General features: G+C 37.3%; 20 protein-coding genes and 1 pseudogene. 5 read left to right on the forward strand and 16 right to left on the reverse strand.

Annotated features, from left to right (window positions below; genetic code table 11):
- Positions 1-17 precede the first annotated feature (17 nt).
- Positions 18-602 (reverse strand): TetR family transcriptional regulator, encoded by a 585-nt coding sequence (locus tag JFU50_RS03505; RefSeq protein ID WP_201181934.1) that lies wholly within the window; start codon positions 600-602, stop codon positions 18-20.
- 393 nt (positions 603-995) lie between these two features.
- Positions 996-1,559 carry a competence protein ComK gene (locus tag JFU50_RS03510; RefSeq protein WP_201181936.1) on the reverse strand — a complete coding sequence of 188 codons (564 nt, stop codon included), beginning with the start codon at positions 1,557-1,559 and terminating at the stop codon, positions 996-998.
- Positions 1,560-1,911: 352 nt separating this feature from the next.
- On the opposite strand from JFU50_RS03510, the gene JFU50_RS03515 reads away from it, so the two are divergent.
- Positions 1,912-2,148 (forward strand): IDEAL domain-containing protein, encoded by a 237-nt coding sequence (locus JFU50_RS03515; protein WP_056528078.1) that lies wholly within the window; start codon positions 1,912-1,914, stop codon positions 2,146-2,148.
- Positions 2,149-2,220: 72 nt separating this feature from the next.
- On the opposite strand, the gene JFU50_RS03520 is transcribed toward JFU50_RS03515, so the two are convergent.
- Positions 2,221-3,030 carry a YitT family protein gene (locus JFU50_RS03520; protein ID WP_053344938.1) on the reverse strand — a complete coding sequence of 270 codons (810 nt, stop codon included), beginning with the start codon at positions 3,028-3,030 and terminating at the stop codon, positions 2,221-2,223.
- Positions 3,031-3,184: 154 nt separating this feature from the next.
- Positions 3,185-4,450, reverse strand: coding sequence for a M48 family metallopeptidase (locus JFU50_RS03525; protein WP_201221699.1), 1,266 nt, complete (start codon positions 4,448-4,450; stop codon positions 3,185-3,187).
- Positions 4,451-4,655: 205 nt separating this feature from the next.
- Here JFU50_RS03525 and JFU50_RS03530 point away from each other — a divergent pair, with 205 nt between their 5' ends.
- Positions 4,656-5,243 carry an SCO family protein gene (locus JFU50_RS03530; RefSeq protein WP_190270142.1) on the forward strand — a complete coding sequence of 196 codons (588 nt, stop codon included), beginning with the start codon at positions 4,656-4,658 and terminating at the stop codon, positions 5,241-5,243.
- Between the two features lie 93 nt (positions 5,244-5,336).
- On the opposite strand, the gene JFU50_RS03535 is transcribed toward JFU50_RS03530, so the two are convergent.
- The 4 genes from JFU50_RS03535 to JFU50_RS03550 all read right to left on the reverse strand — a co-directional run bounded on the left by JFU50_RS03535 (position 5,337) and on the right by JFU50_RS03550 (position 9,534).
- Positions 5,337-5,864 carry an HD domain-containing protein gene (locus JFU50_RS03535; RefSeq protein WP_053344935.1) on the reverse strand — a complete coding sequence of 176 codons (528 nt, stop codon included), beginning with the start codon at positions 5,862-5,864 and terminating at the stop codon, positions 5,337-5,339.
- 176 nt (positions 5,865-6,040) lie between these two features.
- Positions 6,041-7,585, reverse strand: a complete 1,545-nt coding sequence (locus tag JFU50_RS03540; RefSeq protein ID WP_201221701.1) for a fatty acid--CoA ligase family protein — start codon at positions 7,583-7,585, stop codon at positions 6,041-6,043.
- Between the two features lie 179 nt (positions 7,586-7,764).
- Positions 7,765-8,754: a lipoate--protein ligase gene (locus JFU50_RS03545; RefSeq protein WP_201221704.1), complete on the reverse strand. Its 990-nt coding sequence runs from the start codon at positions 8,752-8,754 to the stop codon at positions 7,765-7,767.
- A gap of 45 nt (positions 8,755-8,799) precedes the next feature.
- Complete coding sequence (locus JFU50_RS03550) at positions 8,800-9,534, reverse strand: MBL fold metallo-hydrolase (protein ID WP_201221706.1); 735 nt, start codon at positions 9,532-9,534, stop codon at positions 8,800-8,802.
- A 172-nt stretch (positions 9,535-9,706) separates the two neighbouring features.
- Here JFU50_RS03550 and yhfH point away from each other — a divergent pair, with 172 nt between their 5' ends.
- Positions 9,707-9,835 carry a protein YhfH gene (gene yhfH / locus JFU50_RS03555; RefSeq protein WP_082527657.1) on the forward strand — a complete coding sequence of 43 codons (129 nt, stop codon included), beginning with the start codon at positions 9,707-9,709 and terminating at the stop codon, positions 9,833-9,835.
- Between the two features lie 181 nt (positions 9,836-10,016).
- Here yhfH and JFU50_RS03560 read toward each other — a convergent pair whose 3' ends face one another.
- The 3 genes from JFU50_RS03560 to hemE form a co-directional block, all read right to left on the reverse strand.
- Positions 10,017-10,592 carry a TetR/AcrR family transcriptional regulator gene (locus tag JFU50_RS03560; protein WP_056528061.1) on the reverse strand — a complete coding sequence of 192 codons (576 nt, stop codon included), beginning with the start codon at positions 10,590-10,592 and terminating at the stop codon, positions 10,017-10,019.
- Between the two features lie 378 nt (positions 10,593-10,970).
- Positions 10,971-11,906 (reverse strand): ferrochelatase, encoded by a 936-nt coding sequence (gene hemH, locus JFU50_RS03565; RefSeq protein WP_201221708.1) that lies wholly within the window; start codon positions 11,904-11,906, stop codon positions 10,971-10,973.
- Between the two features lie 79 nt (positions 11,907-11,985).
- The gene (gene hemE, locus JFU50_RS03570; protein WP_201221710.1) at positions 11,986-13,029 is read right to left on the reverse strand and encodes a uroporphyrinogen decarboxylase; all 1,044 of its coding nucleotides are present in this window, start codon (positions 13,027-13,029) and stop codon (positions 11,986-11,988) included.
- Positions 13,030-13,323: 294 nt separating this feature from the next.
- Between hemE and JFU50_RS03575 the strand changes: the two genes are divergently transcribed.
- On the forward strand, positions 13,324-13,839 hold the full coding sequence (locus JFU50_RS03575; protein WP_201221712.1) for an antibiotic biosynthesis monooxygenase family protein: 516 nt from the start codon (positions 13,324-13,326) through the stop codon (positions 13,837-13,839).
- 128 nt (positions 13,840-13,967) lie between these two features.
- Here the strand turns inward: JFU50_RS03575 and JFU50_RS03580 are convergent.
- Together JFU50_RS03580 and JFU50_RS03585 are read right to left on the reverse strand one after the other, a co-directional pair.
- Positions 13,968-15,327: pseudogene (locus JFU50_RS03580) on the reverse strand (IS1182 family transposase).
- 486 nt (positions 15,328-15,813) lie between these two features.
- Positions 15,814-16,437 (reverse strand): phosphatase PAP2 family protein, encoded by a 624-nt coding sequence (locus JFU50_RS03585; RefSeq protein WP_201221714.1) that lies wholly within the window; start codon positions 16,435-16,437, stop codon positions 15,814-15,816.
- A gap of 93 nt (positions 16,438-16,530) precedes the next feature.
- Between JFU50_RS03585 and JFU50_RS03590 the strand changes: the two genes are divergently transcribed.
- Positions 16,531-17,706 (forward strand): M20 family metallopeptidase, encoded by a 1,176-nt coding sequence (locus tag JFU50_RS03590; RefSeq protein WP_201181953.1) that lies wholly within the window; start codon positions 16,531-16,533, stop codon positions 17,704-17,706.
- Between the two features lie 28 nt (positions 17,707-17,734).
- Here the strand turns inward: JFU50_RS03590 and JFU50_RS03595 are convergent, their stop codons facing one another.
- The 3 genes from JFU50_RS03595 to JFU50_RS03605 all read right to left on the reverse strand — a co-directional run bounded on the left by JFU50_RS03595 (position 17,735) and on the right by JFU50_RS03605 (position 20,668).
- The gene (locus tag JFU50_RS03595) at positions 17,735-18,439 is read right to left on the reverse strand and encodes an EcsC family protein (RefSeq protein ID WP_201183422.1); all 705 of its coding nucleotides are present in this window, start codon (positions 18,437-18,439) and stop codon (positions 17,735-17,737) included.
- 284 nt (positions 18,440-18,723) lie between these two features.
- A complete protein-coding gene (locus JFU50_RS03600) occupies positions 18,724-19,932 on the reverse strand; it encodes an ABC transporter permease (RefSeq protein WP_201221716.1) in 1,209 nt (402 codons plus the stop codon).
- Positions 19,925-20,668 carry an ABC transporter ATP-binding protein gene (locus JFU50_RS03605; RefSeq protein WP_053344923.1) on the reverse strand — a complete coding sequence of 248 codons (744 nt, stop codon included), beginning with the start codon at positions 20,666-20,668 and terminating at the stop codon, positions 19,925-19,927. Before JFU50_RS03605 ends, JFU50_RS03600 begins: the two co-directional genes overlap by 8 nt.
- Positions 20,669-20,717: the final 49 nt, after the last annotated feature.

Genomic DNA, 20,717 nt, shown 5'->3' on the forward strand with positions numbered 1-20,717 from the left:
AAGATCCAATAACTTATTTATGTTCTAAATAACGCTCTTTTTAAAAAGTTAAATATCTCACCCTTAAATACTTCGAGGGTATCATCTTGCTCATGACTTATAAAAAATCGTTCAGCTGAATTTTCAATAAGGTTTATAATCATTCTAGCCGTCCATTTAACATTAATGTCACTGATTATCTGGTTATTTTTAATGGCATTATCTATTATATCCTCAAGCCAAGAATAATAAGGCTGATATATCGATTCCCATTTCTCCATTGAATAATCTATAGCAAGCCCGGAATAACAAAGGACAATAACATCTTTATGTGCATCTGTTACGTTAAAGGTTTCATCAATCACAACTTCCAAGACGTCCCAAAAGTTTTCTTCCGTTTGAATCTTTTCCTTAATTCCTTCTAAAGTAATGGTAAGAAGGTTATCTGCAATAGCTGGTATTAAAGCCTTTTTTGAAGAGAAATATAAATAAAAAGTACCTTGTGCCACTCCAGCCTTTTTTACGATATCTGAAATGGAAGTCTTATCAAGGCCTTTTTCAGGGATGACATCAATGGCGGCCTTTAAAATTTTTTCATATTTTCCATCAGGACTGCTTGCCATATTATGAACCTCCTTCGTGAATGAATGACTGTCATTCATTATATATTAATACTAATGAAATGTCAAAAAGGTTATGATGTTTTCCACAATCGAATGCATATAAAAGGATGCTCAATTCCTGATTCAGCGAAAAGGTTGATGGATTTTTCATATCATTGTAAAATATATCTTTCCATTGATTTCATTATAGGAGATATACTTATTACGGCACATCTATCTAAATGACGCCTGTCTTACAGTTTTGTAAGGCAGGTTTTTAATTTAGGGCAGTTTATATACCTGCTTAAATTAGAATAGGCGAACCTCCTCTTAGGAAGTTCGCTTTTTGAGGTTTTAATAACATGATTGATACAAATCAACACTTCTTGCAAATGCTTTGCTTAACATAATTAGCTAGCGTGGATTATACTTTGACATCATCTCTGAAGCTTTTCCCCCATTTGCATCGGTGAACAAATAGAAAGACTTCCTCTTTGTTTCCTCAATCCTTTGAATTAGTTTAGTTTTTAAAAAAGATGTCCGATGCAGCTGGTTTTCAAAAGAACTGCATGATACTTCTATATCGATGGTTTGTTTATTTCGGAATGTAACCTTTGTATGTTTTGAATCTACGCGATCATAGGATACCACATGCTCATGAGATAACCAGATGCATTGAGGACGTAAGGGAGATGTAGTCGGAAAGAAGAAAATTGAACTAGTTGGGTCAATCGCGATCGGTGCTTTATGAGTGATATTTATAAGCTGTTTCGTTCCATCCTTTCGTCCCTCATAACTCGATCCAAAGTACTCACAGCTTTTCTTGACAATTTCCAAAGGTTTGAAAGGGGAAATGAACTCGTCCTCCAATTCAACGATTTGGGCGTATATTTTACTTCCATAATTGATTGGCATTACCATTAAAGTATAGGGAGTGATTTCATATTCTTCGATAATTCCCTGACAACTTTCCTTCAACTTACAACCACCTCTTCCTCACTGCATTAAAAAGTGTAACTTTCAGCATTTGGTTATTATTTTCCCTCTACTGAGAAAACAGCTAAGATTTCGATCAAACCTTTTACCCTGTCCCCCTCCCTAATACCTCATATGGCTATAGAATATAGGACAGTTAGTTAATATGTGTTAAATTCCTCACTATAATAGCACAATTAGAATAGGTTATAAGCAAGTTCACAAAAAATTAAAAATTCTTTTTAAACGTGGTCATTTCGTCATCTAAACGACACATTTCCAAATATTTTAAATTTTCTGTTGATTTTATCCACTTAAATCCATATACTAATAAAAAGGGTCAGGGGTGGTTACTTTGAAAAATGAAAAATCTTATTCAGAGTCAGTGAAGTCCTTATCAATGAGCGAAATGAAAAACGATGCTGTAGTTCAGGAAATGTTAATTGATATGATTATTCTAGAATCCGTCCTTAATACCAAAAAGAATATCCTTGCGAAACAAATTGATGAAGCGTTAGATACTAAAGACAAACCTTTATTCCTAAAACTAAGTTCTGAAATGAACATTTTGCTAAAACAGTTTGGAAATTAAAAATGTTTGATTAAAAATAGCTAAATAATCAAAAAGCCTCCCCAAATGTCGGGAGGCTTTTCTATTTCTTTATCATTCTTTATGAAACATCCCCATGACCTCGGCTGTTTCAGTTATATTTACAAAAGCATTCGGATCCACTTCTTTTATCATAGCTTTTACATCGGTTAATTGATAACGAGTAATGACGGTCATCATAACTTTACTCTTTTCTCCGGAGTATGCACCTTCACCATCCATGACAGTAATTCCCCGATATAAGTTGGTAAGAAGCTTCTCTTTCAATTCGTCACTCTGTTTCGTAACAATCATTAATGTTAATTTAATGTGATTAGAATGAATTGTATCGATCACTTTTCCTGCTGCATATATTGAAATCAATGTATATAATGCGGCATCCCAACCAAAGATGAACCCTGAGATAACAACCACAACTGCATTCATCACCGATAGTAATGAACCAAGTGGAAAGTCGCTTTTCTTAGCCAAAAGCATTGCAATGATATCAAATCCGCCGGAAGATCCTGAAGCACGGAAGATGATACCGATACCAACCCCCGAAATGATTCCTCCAAATAAAGAAGACAGAATTGGTTCAGTGGACACTCCATGAATCGGAATGATATACAAACTGACAGATATTACGACAACTGATAATATCGTATATGTGATAAAACGTCTTCCTAATTTTATATATCCCAGAATCAACAGTGGCAGATTTAACAGGAAATTCAATATCCCTGTGTTAACTGGGGTAATGATTCCTAACATAATCGCAAGCCCACTAAGTCCGCTGCTCAAAATTAAATGAGGAATCAAAAATAGATTGTAGGCTAATGCAACAAGCACTGAGCCTATAATGATGAAAAGTACATTATACATAACTGATCTCCTTATAAACCAACTGGGAATTTAATTTATTATAGTAGAGAACCTAAGATTTATAAATTAAAAGTTTTTTCTGAAAACAAACTACAAACTTCCACTTTCCCCGAAATAAGGCAAGTAAAAAAGCCAGCTGATTTTCAGCTGGCTTTCAATAATCCTTTGTATCATCATTTTCAACAGTAGAAATCCGCTCAAGCATCGTTGGATGGGAATAACGCAGCCATTTAACTAGTAATGGGGGATTCACCTGACTCAACCCCGCCCTCGTGAGTTCCTGGAACGTTGTGATTGCCGATTCTTTATCACCAGTCATTTCAATAGCATAACGGTCAGCCCTTGTTTCTTGATATCTGGAAACATAATTGGAAAGCGGACTGGAGGCAAACAGTAATACAGCCGTAATTAAGAGAAATAATGGAAGTGAAGAGATGCTATCAACCGAATGTATTTTTAACATGTGGCCCCAACGTCTAATAAAGTAATTCATGATTTTCGATGTCAGCCACAAACCAACTAAAGTCATTCCTAAATAACCTGCTATACCAATATATATATGCTTTTCAACATAATGAGCCATTTCATGTGCCATGATAAAAAGTATTTCATCTTCTTCTAGTTTGTTCAAGATCGTATCCCAAAGAACAATTCTTGAGTTCGAACCTATTCCAGTTACATATGCATTCAAGGCATTTGTCTTTTCTGCCATATTTACTTCATATACATGTTCCGCCGGAATTTCTGCCTGTGCGGCAAGTGCCAATATTTCCGTTTCTAATTCTTTATTTTTCAGTGGATAAAATTCATTATACAGCGGATCAATCAATACAGGCTGTAAAAACATCAGGAACAATGAAAATGGAATCGACAACAACCAAGCGTAGAGCCACCACTTCTTCACACTTTTCTTCATTAACCAATATAAAACTGAAACGATGATGAACATCATCCCAAAGTTCACCCAAAAATCGATGACTTCATCCTTCATCCACGAAGAGAAACTCTGGGTACTGATATGGTAACTTTTACTCATCCTGTAACCAATGAAACTGATTGGAAACAGCGCTAGATAAGAAACCACCGAAAGCCAAAATAAATAAATACCTGTTTGGATCACTTTCCATTTAGAGGTCCCCAAAGCCGATTTTTCAAATGCTTTTGAAAACCCAAATAATAAAACAAAAAAATACATTAGCCATTCATATGGAGTCGAAACGAAAAAAAGAAAATTCCGCAACCCTGAATACTCTTCGCTAAGCTTTAGTTCCCTTGCATTCAGAAATGTTGCAGGATCTGCTGCAGTACCACGTAATACTTGGGGAATAGAGGTATCTGCCCCATAGAAAATATACCAATACATCACTGCTACAAAAAGTATATATAAAAGAACTGCTCTTCCTGCCCATTTCCTAACCATTACGACCCTCCTTTAAATCTAACCTACCTCTTATAGTTTAATCCAAAATGGACAGGTTAGAACCGTATTTCCGTCTCCATATCATATAATGACAATAAATGTTCAAATAATCTTCATCATTTCGCCCGTTTTCATTCCATTGTTTAGAATTCAGTCCTGTATAGTGAAGATAGATAATTATAAAGACTTGGGGTGACCAACAAAGATGAAAAAAATTTATATTATTTTTACAATTTTATTAGTGATGGGCATTGGATCAGGTATCTTTTATTTTACAGAATACCGTCAGTCAAAAATGTATTTTCCAGATGATATAGTGATGAAAACACAAGAGGGTGAAACATTCAGCTTCTCTGAATTAGAACCTAAAGTCCGGCTATTGGAGTTTATGTATATTGATTGTCCAGATTTATGTCCAAATACCACATTTCAAATGCAAAATATTCGAGATCAATTAGTTAAGAAAAATATTTTTGGAAGTAAAGTGGAGTTTTTAACTATCACTTTTAATCCGGAAAAGGATTCAGCTGAAAAAATAGATGCGTATGCAAATACCTTTGAAGTAAATAAAACGGATGGCTGGGAGATATTACGAGGTTCACCCGAAGATACCAAAAAGCTAACTGACCAATTTGATTTTCTTTTTCGAGATTCAGGAACCGGCGAATTTGTCCATACTACCGCAACCTATTTGCTCGATGTTGAAAATCGTGTCGTCAAAGTTTTTGGAATGGGTGAATTTGATTTCGATAAAGAGGCAGTGTATAAAGCTATTTTGAAAGAAGTCGATTAATTGCGAAAAAAACACCCTCTTGAGTAGTAACCCTTTCATACTCCATATAGAACTCCTGTTTTTAATCACAAAAAAAGCTATCACCGTATATTTTCAGGATGATAGCCTTTTTCTTTGTTCCTCATCAATGAGTTTGTCTAGTTGGATTATGCTTTCCTTTGCACGTTGGAAATCAATTTTGCGATAATGGTGTTTTCCACCTTCTTCTTCATCTTTTTCGTCGGCCCATTTGACGACTTGCTGAAGCGGTGTTCGAATAATATCATTTGAAGGTAAAAATGAATCGGTGTGAAATAAAATGGCGAGGGAAATAGTCTTGGCTTTAACCGGATTTTCTCCAAGCCGGATTAACAGTTTATGCGCTCTTTCTGCACCTTTAATAGGATGGATATCATTTTGTTTGTACAAGTCATAATCCCATTTCCCATTGCGATACCAGGTGAAATGACCCATATCATGCAAAAGACCAGCTTTGGCAGCAATATCAGGATCTACGTTATATTCGTTTGCTAGGTGAAACGCATGATAGGCAACGGCAATCGCATGTGCAAGGCCTGATCTGTTCAAGTATTTTTGAGCAATAGGATGTGTAAAAATATCTAAAAGCTCTACATCTCTCATCTTACCCCTCCTTACATGTAGTGAAATTTTTAATGACAATCATAACTCTTTTTGAAATAAGAATCAAGACTTTAAGCTCCCCACTATATACTTTATGCATGGCGATACACTTTGCTTGTACAAAAAGGAGACTATTGCATGTGATAGGCAATAATCTCCTTAGATACAAATCATATTTAGTTTTGAGTTACATGAGTTTTCAAGGAACGACGTAAAATTTTTCCTGTCGTATTTTTTGGAAGTTCATCTAAGAACTCAATTTTTGTTGGGACCTTATATTTAGCTAAATGTTCTAAACAATAAGCAAGTAATTCTTCCTCGGTCAATGCATTATTTTTTTTCACCACGAAGCATTGAACGACTTCACCTTGATTAGGATCCGGCACGCCTATCGCTGCGGCTTCAACCACTTCAGGATGGGCGTATAGAACCTCTTCGACTTCACGCGGATAGACATTATAACCACCAACAATGATTAATTCCTTTTTACGATCTACAATAAAAAAGTAGCCTTCTTCATCCATCCGGGCTAGGTCACCAGTATATAGCCAGCCGTTTTTTAAAACAGCAGCCGACTCTTCCGGCATTTTGTAATACCCTTTCATTACATTCGGACCTCTGACAATCAATTCGCCCACTCCATTGACAGGCACTTCTTCATCAAGCTCATTTACGACTTTGTTTTCAACATGAAGGATTGATGTTCCGATTGATCCGGCCTTCCTTGGACGATCCAAAGGGTTAAAGCATGTGACAGGTGATGCTTCAGACAAGCCGTAACCTTCTGAAACAATAATATTAAATTTCTGTTCAAAGGATTCCAGCAGCGAAACCGGCATGGCAGACCCACCTGAAATACATATTCGTAACGAATTCAAATCTTCTTCTTTACCATCTGGATATTGGAAAAGGAAATTATACATTGTTGGTACGCCAGCAAAAACAGTCGCATTAAATTTTTTGATTAGCCTGAATATTTCCTTTGGACTAAATTGCGGGACAATTAACAGTGTACCTCCGCTCAACAATGGAGCATTCACAACGACTGTTAAACTGAAAACATGAAACATTGGCAGTGTCGTAACAACACGGTCATTTTCCGTGATTTTTAAATATTCGCCGACATCATGTGCATTGGAGTAAATATTTGTATGTGAGAGCATGGCCCCTTTTGGTTTTCCAGTGGTCCCAGAAGTATATAGAATGATTGCCGTATCTTCAGGATCCAGTCTCGGTCCTAAAAAGTGGACATCCCCCTTTTTCAGCATCTCTGTAAACGATTTCATTTTAGGGTAAATATTCAGTTTACTTATATCCCCATTAGCCGGTTGCGTTTCACAAATTACATATTGTTCAACACTTGAAAGAATGGGGTTCATATTCTCTAATAAGGGTAAAAGCTTATCTAAAGCTACAACGACCTTTACATCGCCATTATTCAGGATGTACCCAATTTCATCAGGTGTGTAAATTGGATTTACTGGTATTACGGTCGCCCCTGCTCGTAAAGCCCCATACAACGAAATAATAAAATGTGGAGAATTGCCTAAAACCAACGCAACATTATCACCAGTTGAAATACCAAGCTTATGTAGTTCGTCTGCAAACTTTGTTACGGCTTCATCCAATTCTCCATATGAAGTGGATTGATCCATAAAATAATAAGCTGGCTTATCAGCCTTTCTTAAAGACGTTTGATGAAGCTGTTCAGATAAATTCATCGTTCTCCCTCCCCTGTAAAAAGCATGAATGAATAATCATTCATTTTTAGCTCAAACTAAATACAGTTTTATTATATTAAAAGTAAATGATTACAGCAACATTTTTATCCAAATTCAAGCAATTAATGTCATTATTAGACACAAAAGCCGTCCTTATAGGCTCGGACGGCTTTTCAAAATTAATATATTAAAGCTACTATCTCATCTTTTGTTACATTGCCAAAATAATGTCGAACATCTATTTCAACTAATACCGAGCTGATAGATTCTTTTTCATAACGAGTTCCAGTAAGCTTTTGTTCTATGTCAATAACTTCGCCAACTCCAAAGAAGTCACCGTAAATTTTACAGTTCTCAATGATTCCCCTATTCACTTCAAGACGGATATCAACAGACCCAGCCGGGAACCTATGTGAGTTTTGCAAGTTGAATTTAGGTGATTTTCCGTAGTTCCACTCCCAGTTTTGATACCTTTCCTCTGAGATTTTATGAATCTTATCCCAATCTTCTTCTGTTAAAACATACTCCGTAACTTCTCCACTATCTTTAAAAATATTTTTCAGAAGGAAAGAACGGAATTCCTCAACAGTCATCGGTTTTTTTAGAAAATCAGCGATATTACCGACACGGCTTCTAATTGATTTAATCCCTTTTGACTCAATTTTATCTTTTTTCACTTTTAAAGCGGAAACAATATGGTCCATTTCTGATTGAAACAACAATGTCCCATGACTGAACATCCTGCCCTTCGTTGAAAACATCGCGTTGCCAGAGATTTTCTTTCCTTCAGCAAGAATATCATTACGTCCACTTAATTCAGCATGAATTCCTAGTTTTTCAAGCGTTTCTACCACAGGTTGAGTGAATTTCTTAAAATTATGGAAGCTGTCCCCATCATCTTTCGTGATGAAACTGAAATTGAGATTTCCTAAATCATGATAAACCGCTCCACCCCCGGAAAGACGTCTGACAACAGTAATACCGTTATCTTCAACATAATCGGCATTAATTTCTTCAATCGTATTTTGATTTCTCCCTATGATGATTGAAGGACGATTAATATAGAATAAAAGATAGGTTTCATCTATATTTAAGTGTTTGAGTGCATACTCTTCAATAGCCAGATTAATCTGTGGATCTGTGATTCCTTTGTTATCAATAAAAAGCACCGTTGTTCCCCCTTGTCGACTTCATTCATACCCCTGATGATTCATTTATAGTTGAAATTCGAGATTGCTTTTCGCTACTGCAATTTCCCGTTTGAATACCTCTGATGCTTCTTTTTTCAGTTGATTCAGATCACCATAATGTGGAAGATGAGTTAAGAGTAAAAGCTGGACGTCTGCCTTATCAGCAAGTATGCCCGCTTCCCTAGCTGTCATATGACCGGCCTTTGAGCCTTCCATATTACTGTAAAAGTTGCTTTCACATAATAAAACATTTGCATCCTTGGCGAAATCAGCCAACTCATCCATATAAGAGCTGTCCCCTGTATATACAATCGAATGATTTTCAGCCTCTATTCTCATTGCAAAGCATGGAACTGGATGTTTTGTTTTCATAAAAGTAAATTTGCATGGACCGATGGTTAAAGGCTCATCAGCAGAGTAGGCAATCCCCTTTGTTATATCTTTATAGGTTAACTTTTCAAATTCGGTTGCATCTAAATCATGACCATAAATAGGAATAGTCCTTTTTTCGCTGCCCAGTATTTGCTGAATTAGCGCAGCGTGTTGCAGGACACCTACATCCGCTACGTGATCTGGATGATAGTGGGATAATACTACCGCACTGAGTTCCTCCGGCTTCATATGATTTTGTAGCTGTGATAGAACACCGCTACCGCAATCAAGCAGAATGCGAAAATCTTCATATTCAAGCAAATAGCCAGAACTTGCCTCATTTTTAGCTGGATATCCGCCCCAACAACCAATTACGGTGATTTTCATGCTTAGGCACTCCTTTTTTCTCACAATGACTTCCCCATTAATATAAACTATTCTTCCCCTATTTTCATCTTTTTTACCCATGTTATAAAACATACATTGACACAGTGATTCTGTTATAATACAATGAATACTATAGAAAAGAAATTAATAAAAAATTCAGGAGATGATGTTCATGATTCAAAGTAGCGTTGAGTTCTTTAAAAACCTGCCTCCTAAACAATGCACGGAATGCGGAAAAAAGATTGAAGAACAGCACGAATGTTATGGAAACCACTGTGATCATTGCCTTTCTGTAAAGTAATAGTTTACGTGTTTCACCATCCGCTTCCCAATTAGCAGGATGATCCCATATAAAGTTCCAGTTTCGCGACTGGACCTATCCCCAAATATAAAAAGACGATCCAATTAATTGGATCGTCTTTTTATATTTCCTTCAATTTGAATGTGCTGTTTCAGGTCATATAAGCAAAAAAATAGAATTATCAAGTAACAGATAATCCTTTAAATAAATATATTTTGAATAGCTCAGCAATTTCTTCTTTTCCTAATGGTTCATGATTCCTCTCCCAATCGAAAATAAGGGCAAGGTACATTTTTAACATGAGGAAAGCTGTTATTTCTGGATCACAAGGCTGAATATAGCCTTTATCAATCGCTGATTTAAGTTTTTCTTTAATATAGGAAACAATAGCTTCTTCCATTTCATTAACCATTTCCTGAACAGCCGGTGTGCCAATTTCCCGTTCTTCCTGAAGAAGTTTTAAAGATAATTGATGTTCCTGTCTAAACTCCAAAATACGATAAACAGCTCGATGAAGATTTTCAAAAAAGGAGAATTGATCATCCAGGGATTGTTCAGCCTCATATTTCATTTCCTCTATCATCCGCTGAACAATTTCTTTAAAAAGCTCTTCTTTATTTTTATAAAAGGTATAGATTGTTCCTTTTCCGACATTGGCAATTTTAGCCACTTGATCCATTGTCGTTGCCTTGTATCCAAAAAGGGAAAAAGACTTGGTCGCGGCTTCTAAAATTAATTTTTTACGATCAACAGACATTTTCCACCTCAATTCCGACCAAACGAACAGAATAGTCAATAAGTTCAATAATATCTTACCAAAATCTTTCTGTTTTTTCAATTAATTTTTTGCGAACTTACAGAACATACACAGTATTCATCTTAAACGTATATAGAAACAGTGGCTATCCTCGTTACTGGACAGCCACCTTATTAGAATTGAAGATGTTATTTTGTTTGATGAACTCAACGACTTTATCGACTACGGCCTCAGATTGATCAATGCAGTCCGGCAAACTGAACCCGTCATATATATACTACCTGCAAGGAATACTCAGCTGCAGACCAGTTATTCCTCCTCCGATTATGGCAATCGTTTTCATTGTATGATTCACCATTCATCGCCCTATTTTGAAAATTATTTCTCCTGTAATTTGTTTATAATAATTGTAGACAAGGCGTCGATAAATGCTGGTTTTACATTTGGCATATCAGGTCGGTAGTAACCGGCTCCAATTTCATCTGTAACAACTTTACATTCATAATCATTATCATAAAGAACTTCAAGATGCTCGGATACAAAACCAACAGGAATATAAATGAAGGCCTTATAACCTTTTTCTTTATAGAGATCTCTAGTCAAATCCTGCACATCCGGTCCTAACCACGGTTCAGGCGTTTGTCCGGCACTTTGCCAGCCTACTGCATAATTGGAAACCCCTGCGCCTTCAGCGATTAGATTCGCCGTTTCTTCAAGTTGCTTTGGATATGGATCTCCTAATTGTAAAATCTTTTCCGGAAGGCTATGTGCAGAAACAACCAAAGCATAATTATCGCGTTCTTCCGAAGTCATTTTTCCAATTGTCTCTTTTAGTTGGTCCACCCAATATTGAATGAATTTTGGCTCATCATACCAGCTTTCAACAGAAGTAATGGTCAGACCACCCAATTTAGCTGCTTCATCCTGCGCACGCCCATTGTAAGACTTCACACTGAAAGTTGAAAAATGCGGTGCCAATACGATACTGACCGCTTCCGAGAAACCATCATCATGCATTTGTTTAACAGCGTCTTCAACAAATGGTTCGATATGTTTAAGCCCTAAGTATGCCTTAAATTCAATTTCTTCCTGAATTGAATTTAATTGTTTTTCAAGCGCTTCTGCTTGTCCTGCTGTGATTTTTGCAAGGGGAGACAATCCACCAATCGCTTCATATCTGCCTTTAAGATCGGCAATCAATTCTTCACTAGGTCTTCTTCCATGACGAATATGTGTATAATATCTTTCAATATCCTCTTCTGTGTATGGAGTACCATAAGCCATGACTAAAAGGCCCATTTTTTTTCTTGACATGAATTTACACCTCTTTTAAAAATTCCGTTCTTTTATTGTGCATCTACATAAGGGTTTTTAGCAAACAGTTCGATCAGGTTTACTTCTTATTTGATGAGTAATCATGAATGAAAGCGGTCAATTTCTTCAAAGTTTCCGGATTCACGGAAGGGAACACCCCATGTCCAAGATTGAAGATGTAGCCATCCTGCTGCATACCTTGGTCAAGGATTTGTTTCGTCCGCTCTTCTATAACATCCCAAGATGATAAAAGGAGGGCCGGATCAAGGTTACCTTGAACTGTTTTCTGTATACCCATCTTTCTTGCTTCCGAGATAGGAAGTCTCCAATCCAATCCCACCACATCAATCGGCAGATCATTCCACTCCAATGCCAAGTGACTTGCACCAACACCAAACATAATTAAAGGTACATTTTCTTCACGTAAGGAGGCAAAAATGCGATTCATGATCGGCTTGATGAACACCCGATAATCTTCTACATTTAACGCCCCAACCCATGAATCAAAGATTTGAATGGCTTTAACACCCGCTTTAATTTGTGCCTTTACATAGATGATAATCATATCTGCTAACTTGTCCATCAAAGCAAACCAAGCTACCGGCTCAGAATACATAAAAGCTTTCGTCTTATTGTAGTTTTTGGAAGGACCGCCCTCTATCATATAAGAAGCAATCGTAAATGGAGCACCTGAAAAACCAATCAAAGGTACAGTCAATTGCTCTGAAGTTAATAATTTGATAGTGTCCAACACGTATGGTATGTCTTCCTCAGGATTTAATTCTCCTAATTTTTCAACATCTTTCACCGATTGAATTGGATTAGATATGACTGGACCGATTCCTGACTTAATTTCTACATCCACTCCAATGGCTGGTAGCGGTGTCATAATATCTTTATATAAAATCGCCGCATCTACATCATATTGCTCCACAGGCAATCTTGTCACATAGGCGCATAATTCCGGCTGGTGAGTAATTTCAAAAAGGGAGTACTTTTCTTTCAATTTACGGTATTCTGGCTGTGAACGGCCAGCTTGACGCATATACCAAACAGGCACATGATCCGTTTTCTCACCTCTCGCAGCTTTTAAAAATGTATCATTCGTAATTTCCTTAGACATTAATATCCACCTTTCAAGCAGTCACGTTCTATTTTTTTATTCATACTTACATAGAATATCAGATGGAAGTTGAATTTCAAATTGAATCTCCTTAAACTATAGCTTTTTCTATAATAGAAGTATAGCCAAGCTAATTATTTGTCAGAAAATCGACGTTTTTAGGATTTTCTCAGACTAATTTCCAAAGCTATTTGAATTGGACATGAAGATTTATATTTGATTAGAAATGGTAAAAACACTATTGATTGGGTAAAATGGGTATACACCTACTATTAGTGTTTGGAGGGGATCTATATGAATGTATTCATTACATCAGGCACATACGATTTTTTAAAAATCAAAAAAGATAAGCACCCGAATGAAAAAATATTACTTATGCAAAATTCTGAAACTGCAGTACTTTTGCATGAAACACCAGGGAAAACAATCTTTAGCTCACCACGTAAATTTGAAGTAGTGGATGGAAAGGGTGACCTTCAAAATCATGGATATGTGGTAATGAACAATATCCCTGTCAGTGAAGAAGGACGTCCGGTATTTGAACACCGTTTTAAAAACAGAGCAGGCTTCATTGAAAAAGAACCTGGATTTGTCGCCCTCCGTGTCCTGCGACCAACCAATTCAGAAACTTATGTCATCTTGACTATATGGGAAAAGCAAGCGGACTTTTTGAATTGGAAAGAATCTAGTTCTTTTCAAAAAGCACATAATGGCGATTCTAAGCCTCCTGTAACGAATTCCAGCCAGAAGATGTTCTCAGGGGAAGCGTATGTGACGCAATATACTTTGATGAAGGATTCTGAAGAATAAAATATTCTTGTCGCAACCCCGCATCAATAACAAAAGGGGTTCGGAATGTTTTAATTCCGGACCCCTTTTGAAATTCCCTTTGAATTTTGCTCAAGAATAAGAGATTGGGCCTCTACGAGCCCACTTTATTAAGCCATTCTTGGACCTTGCCATGTCCAATTGGCTATCTTCTTTAAATTCATGGCAGCGAAAGTAAGCATCGCCTGCATCGACAATTTTTTAAGTCCCCTTAAAGTAGTCCAACGCATACCATGCTTTTCTTTTGCATCTGCGAATACACGCTCTATTGTTTCTTTACGTTTCGCATATATAGGTTTTACATCCTTGTGATGACGCAGATGATCTGCTTCTTCCATATAATTTTGCCAGATATGGCGTGTCACCACTTTTTGATGGTCTTTGCTTACTGTACACTGTGATAAAAATGAGCATGTCGCACAAGTGTGTTTGGGTGATTTGTACTCGCGATAGCCCTCTTTATTTGTTGTTGAGTACTTTAAAATCTCGCCCGATGGGCAGAGATAACAATCAAAATGTTCATCGTAAACATAGTCATGCTTGCGAAAGAACCCTTCTTTTGTTCGTGGACGTGTATAGGGTAAAGCTGGTGTGATTTCTTTCCCAAAAAGGTAGCTTGTAATGGCTGGTGTTTTGTAAGTCTGCATCTGCGGCAACAGCTTCAGGTTTTCCAACTTTCTCAATCACTTGTTCAACAAGAGGCTCTAAGATATGACTATCATGCGTATTTCCCGGTGTTACAATCGTCCCCAGCACAAAACCGTTGCGGTCCGCAGCCGCATGAAATGAATAGGCAAACTGTTTTGTTCGTTCATCTTTTACATAGTAGCCACTCTCAGGGTCAGTTGTACTTTCTTTAATTTCTTTGGTTTCTTCTTTATCAAATTTATCCGGTGGAAAAGGCTTCTTTCCATTGTTTTCACGATCTTGATTTATTTCTTCTTGAAGGCGTCCTTGATATGCTCGTGTTTCCTTACGAACGATTTTCTTTTCGAATTTTCGCTTATTCGCACTGGCTTTCACATGTGTTGAATCAACGAATACGTGCTCTGCACTTATTAACTTTCTTTCTGAAGCTGTCATTAAGATACGATAAAAAATCCGTTCAAACAGGTCTGTATCTTTAAAGCGACGCTCATAATTTTTCCCGAACGTTGAGAAGTGAGGTACTTTATCATGGAAACCGTAACCTAAAAACCAACGGTAAGCCATATTCGTTTCAACTTCTTCAATCGTTTTACGCATCGAACGAATACCGAAGGTATATTGAATGAATGTCAATTTAACTAAAATAACTGGATCAATACTTGGGCGCCCTATCTCTGAATACATATCTTTCACCAAGTCATAAATGAAAGTGAAGTCAATGGCCCCCTCAATTTTACGAACCAAATGGTTCGCTGGCACCAGTTGATCCAAAGTAATCATTTCAAGTTGATCTCGCTGAATAGAATTATGTTTCGAAAGCATCGTCATCACCTCAAGTTTTAATACTTCTATATTAAAACAAAAAGGACTGTAGGCAAAAGTGGTTATATCTAATTGTTAAAACAAAGTTGATTGGAACGGAAGGTGCGAGACTCCTGCGGGAAATGCGTGTCCAAGGGAGACCCCACAGGCGCAAAGGCGCCGAGGAGGCTCCCTGACCGCCCGCGGAAAGCGAGTGCCTGGAGTGGAAATCAACGTCGAATTTTTACAACCCCTCAAAAAAACTGTAGACAAACTCGATTTTCATCGAGTTTGTCTACAGTCTGAAAGGTCCATCCTTAAGAGGATGGGCCTTTTTATCTTTCAAATCCGAATTGTTTGATTTAGATTAGCTGCTTGCGTCCTTCCAAAATGATACTGACATACGGCTTTGAGTGTTTTAATTCCTATGAAATACGACAAATTTCTTCTTTATTTCCGGGGAAATGATTTTGTTAGTTACAAATATCGCACCTGTAAATCAATGTTTCATATTACTCTCCGTTCCAGCCACTGATACAAACACAGACACGTTAAACTATATCCAACACCAAGCACAAAACCAGCCATGACATCCGTGGGAAAATGTACTTTCAGGGCAATCCTGCTGATTCCTATGACGAGTACTAGAAGAGTGAAACTAATTCCTACTCCCCATTTTACCGATTTCGATTTGACTTCTTTTATTATAAAGTAAGCAATCATACTGAAAAAAATAAGGCCCACCATGGAGTGGCCACTTGGAAAACTGAAGCCAGCTGCATTGACCAAATGATTTTCCGGTCTTTCTCTTTGAATAAGGTTTTTTATCCCTCTCTTCAACAAGTCCCCTCCAGCAACTCCAATCGAGAAAACGGCTATAGCCAAATAATCCTTCTTTTTCATCCATAAATAAAGGATAAAAAGTAAACTTCCAAAGCCAATAAATATCGAACTGCCGAAATATGTAATCGATTTAAAAAATGTAAACAAATATGTATTCTCCACCACGGTTAAATGATCCAAAATAAATTCATCAAACGCTAGAACCTTCCCATTTTGAACTTCATTCATCAAAAAAATGAATATGATCATGCAAAGCAAAATTACGGTAATCCTTGCATATTTAATCATGATATAACTCTCCTCGGAGTGGTATTATAATACTTTTGATTATTCAGATTATGATATACTATTTACAATTAACAATCATTTAGGAGGTGCATAATGATACACCAATTACACGCTCTTTTAGAAGGGTCTTATGAAGAAATGGTTTCCATTAGGCGATATCTTCATCAACATCCAGAGCTTTCTTTTCAAGAAACCAAAACTGCAGCCTTTATCTCTGATTATTATCAAAATCTAGGTATCGACTGTCAATCAAATGTGGGAGGTAATGGCGTAGTTGCAAAGATTACCGGCAGTAAACCTGGTAAAACAGTGGCATTGCGCGCTGATTTCGATGCCTTACCTATTCAAGATGAAAAAGAAGTATCCTATAGGTCTACTGTCCCAGGGGTCATGCATGCATGCGGTCACGATGGCCATACGGCGACTCTTCTAGTCCTTGCAAAAAACCTTCATGAACTGAAAGATGAGCTCGAAGGTCAGTATATTTTTATTCATCAGCATGCGGAAGAATATGCTCCAGGGGGCGCTAAACCAATGATTGATGCTGGCTGCCTTGATGGCGTGGATGTAATTTTCGGCACCCATTTATGGGCTACGGCTCCTACAGGAACGGTTCAATACACTTTAGGGCCAATAATGGCTGCTGCTGATCGATTTGAAATCCTGATTCAGGGGCAAGGAGGACACGGAGCCCAACCACACAAAACCCGTGATGCGATTGTTGTAGGTTCACAGCTAGTGGTCGCATTACAACAAATCGTAAGTCGGCGTCTTAACCCATTAGATTCTGCAGTTATCACTATTGGTTCCTTCGTGGCCGATAATGCCTTTAACGTCATTGCAGATAAAGCTAAAATTGTGGGGACCGTCCGCACTTTCAAGGAAGACCTCCGCTCATTTATAAGCGAAGAAATAGAGCGGGTTGTCAAAGGAACTTGTCTAGCTGCCGATTGCACCTATGACTATCAATATTTTCAAGGTTATCCAGCTGTTATCCCCCATAATGAGGAAACAAAATTTCTTATCGAATGCACCAAATCAGTCAAAGAAGTTCTAGTTACAGAGGAAATTGACCCAGATATGACAGGAGAAGATTTTTCTTATTATTTACAAAAAGTGAAAGGTACATTCTTCTTTACAGGAGCCAAACCCAAAAATGATGTCCATACCTATCCTCATCACCATCCTTTGTTTGACATCGATGAAAAGGCGATGCTCATTGCCGCCAAGACATTAGGCACTGCAGCGGTTACATATCATAATAAATAAAGATAAAGGGCGGGATATCCCCGTCCCTTTATTTAGTTAGAAGTCTAACTCGGTAACAATTAACTGCTGTCTCGCCAAGGTGTTCAAGCAAATGATGATTAGCATATGCACCAACTGCAGCCCCAAATCCTGGTACCAGCTGAAACATTTTGATTACATCTATGTGATCGCGATATTCCTGTTGAAATTCCTGCCAGTTGATTTCGTGCACATTCTCTGAATCCCATTCTTCTATAAACTGTAATGTTTCCATCTTTTTTTCCTCGCTTGAAAAAGCCAGCTGAAAAATATGAAGAATAAAAAGGCGTTCCTCATACTTGTTTGGGTCAAAACCATACAAACGTGATATTTCAAATAATAACTTCATCTTAATGCTTAAAAGGAGAGGAAAATCAGCCAATCCTATTAAAAGACCGGCTGCTCCTGTTCCTACACCTTCAATAACAGCTGTTTTTCGATAGGCCGCTATAGTTTCCGCAACCCATTCTTCTTTTTGTTGTAAAGATAGCAGCATCACATTTTTTTCTTTTGACATATATTTAGACCCTGATAATACGGCATCTACCATACTTTTAATGCTATCAGCAATTACTTTATGCACTCGGTTTGGAATATAACTGTTCACTTTTATTTGAGCCTTTTTGGACATGCGCTCAAGCATGCCCGATTTCTTAGCAATTTTCTTTTTCCATGAAACAAGTTCAGAAAGTGCCATTTGTTCGTATGCATTCATTTCCCCACCCCCACTATTCATGTATATACTCCTGATATGGCTTTTAGTTTCAATTTTCTTTCTTAAAGGCTCAGTTAAACAAACATGTTGATTTTTTGAAAAATTAAAAGGGCCGTTACCGGTCCTTTTGGAAGTACCTTGATGAACTAAAGCACCCGTTCAGAGTAATTTTATGTTGTAATTCAACATTTCTTCCACGATTGTGAAAGAAAAACTTACTATCGTTTAACAGAGCCTTTTTAAAAGATGAAGCTGATTTTTCTTTTGAAAAATCAGCTTCATCTTTAAAAGTTTTTTATTTTCTTTATTGCATAATTTTTAAAGCCCAACAGGAAAACAAGCCCCATCGCCAAAGCAGCTAAAGCAGACATCCATTCCCCTTTTATAAGCAGGACTATACTGAAGACAAGGTCCTCAAATAATAGGAAATAAGAAATAAGCTTTATTACTGCGACTTCTCTCATTTTTGCTGGCAAAGGATACAGTGACACCCATACTTTCCATTCATGTGCCTTCCAAACCGGCAGAAGTTGGAGAGCTGTCATAAATAGGAAAATAAAGGTGGCAATCAAATGTGCCCATATGTTTGTAAAAACAGCTAAAACAACTGAGCCAATTACCGTTAATCGCAGGCAAAGTCCAACATAATCATTGGAACGCAGTAATGTTCGGGCATAAAGATAATTATACGTTGATTTCTTACCATACGGTATGAAGTCTAACAGCCAGTCCATCCATTTCCTTCTTGCAACCTTCCCTCTCAAATGAGGAACATCAGTAAACATATTCGCGATCTTGTAAAAGGAAGTCATTCTTTTGTTTTCAAGATCAACAAGCCGCTCCCACTTCAATACAAAGCCCCTAGTTGCACTACGGTAATACCTATACAGTCCTACCAATAATATGAAGGTTATAAGTACAAATAGAATATTGGCTTTTGTGCAAACAAAATAGAGCAGCACACCATTAAGTAAAAAACGGATGTAGGAGTCCCAATGACTCACTGATGCATCCTGATATTTCAACACGTGCCAACGCATAATTAAATTTAAATATTTAATTATCAACAAAACAACAAGAATGACCCCAAAGTCTGCACCGCTTGCACCCGTAACCTTCGCATACATCGGTATAAATGCAGTTAAGACAATCAACAGGATAAAGCCTTGCATAACCCAACTTAATAAAAGAGAATTTTTGAAATAGCTCTTCAATTTAGTTTCAAGCGGAAGCAAAAACACTGTATCTGGTTCTTTTAAAAATGTATTTATTGGGCTTCTGGTTACAATGATTGCTAAAACAAAGGCCATAATCAATTCAGCCGGGAAGTTACTGTCTAATGTTCTAACCCAGTCACTGTAATAATAAGCCAAACCACCAAATGCCAATACCATTACGAAGACAAGATGGCCGTTAAAAATATAGCGCAAATATTTTTGCATTTCCTTGATGTAGCCTAAATATCTTTCCGTCCAGAGATTTTGACTATTCATGACCAATTTCTTCTTTCGTTAATTGGATATACAAATCGTCAAGTGTTGCCCCCGGCATGGAGAATTGTTCGCGAAGTTGCTCTAGATTACCTTTTGCCCTAATTTCTCCATTGTGCAGAATGATGAAAGAATCACAATACCTCTCGGCCGTTGCCAGAATATGAGTGGACATTAAGATCCCGGCTCCACTCTCTTTCATTTTCCTCATTAAATCAAGCAACGATTGAATGCCTAGCGGATCGAGACCTACAAAAGGTTCGTCAACAATATATAAAGATGGCTGTATTAAAAAGGCACACATGATCATGACCTTTTGTTTCATCCCTTTTGAAAAGTGGGCCGGAAACCATTTCAGTCTCTTTTCCATATGGAATTCCTTTAAAAGGACATTCATCCTTTCTTTATATGTCGCTTCTTCCAAATCATGCGCCATGGCCGTCAACTTTAAATGCTCCTCAAGTGTCAGCTCATCATACAAGATAGGAGTTTCTGGTACGTAAGAGAATTGTTTTCGATATGTATCCGGATCCTGCGCAAGTGTTTTTCCATGAATCGAGACACTTCCGCCTTTCGGTTCCATGAGTCCGATAATATGTTTAATTGTTGTACTTTTCCCAGCCCCGTTAAGCCCGATTAATCCAACTAGCTCATTGGGTTGAATGTCAAAACTTATTCCTTTTAAAACGGGCGTTTTCGTGTATCCCCCGACTAGTTGCTTAATTTCCAATAAGGACATATAAACGATCCTTTCTATATAGAGGTTCTTATTTCCATTTTATCAAATT

Source organism: Peribacillus sp. TH14 (genome assembly GCF_016651145.1).
In the GTDB taxonomy this organism is placed as follows: domain Bacteria; phylum Bacillota; class Bacilli; order Bacillales; family DSM-1321; genus Peribacillus; species Peribacillus butanolivorans.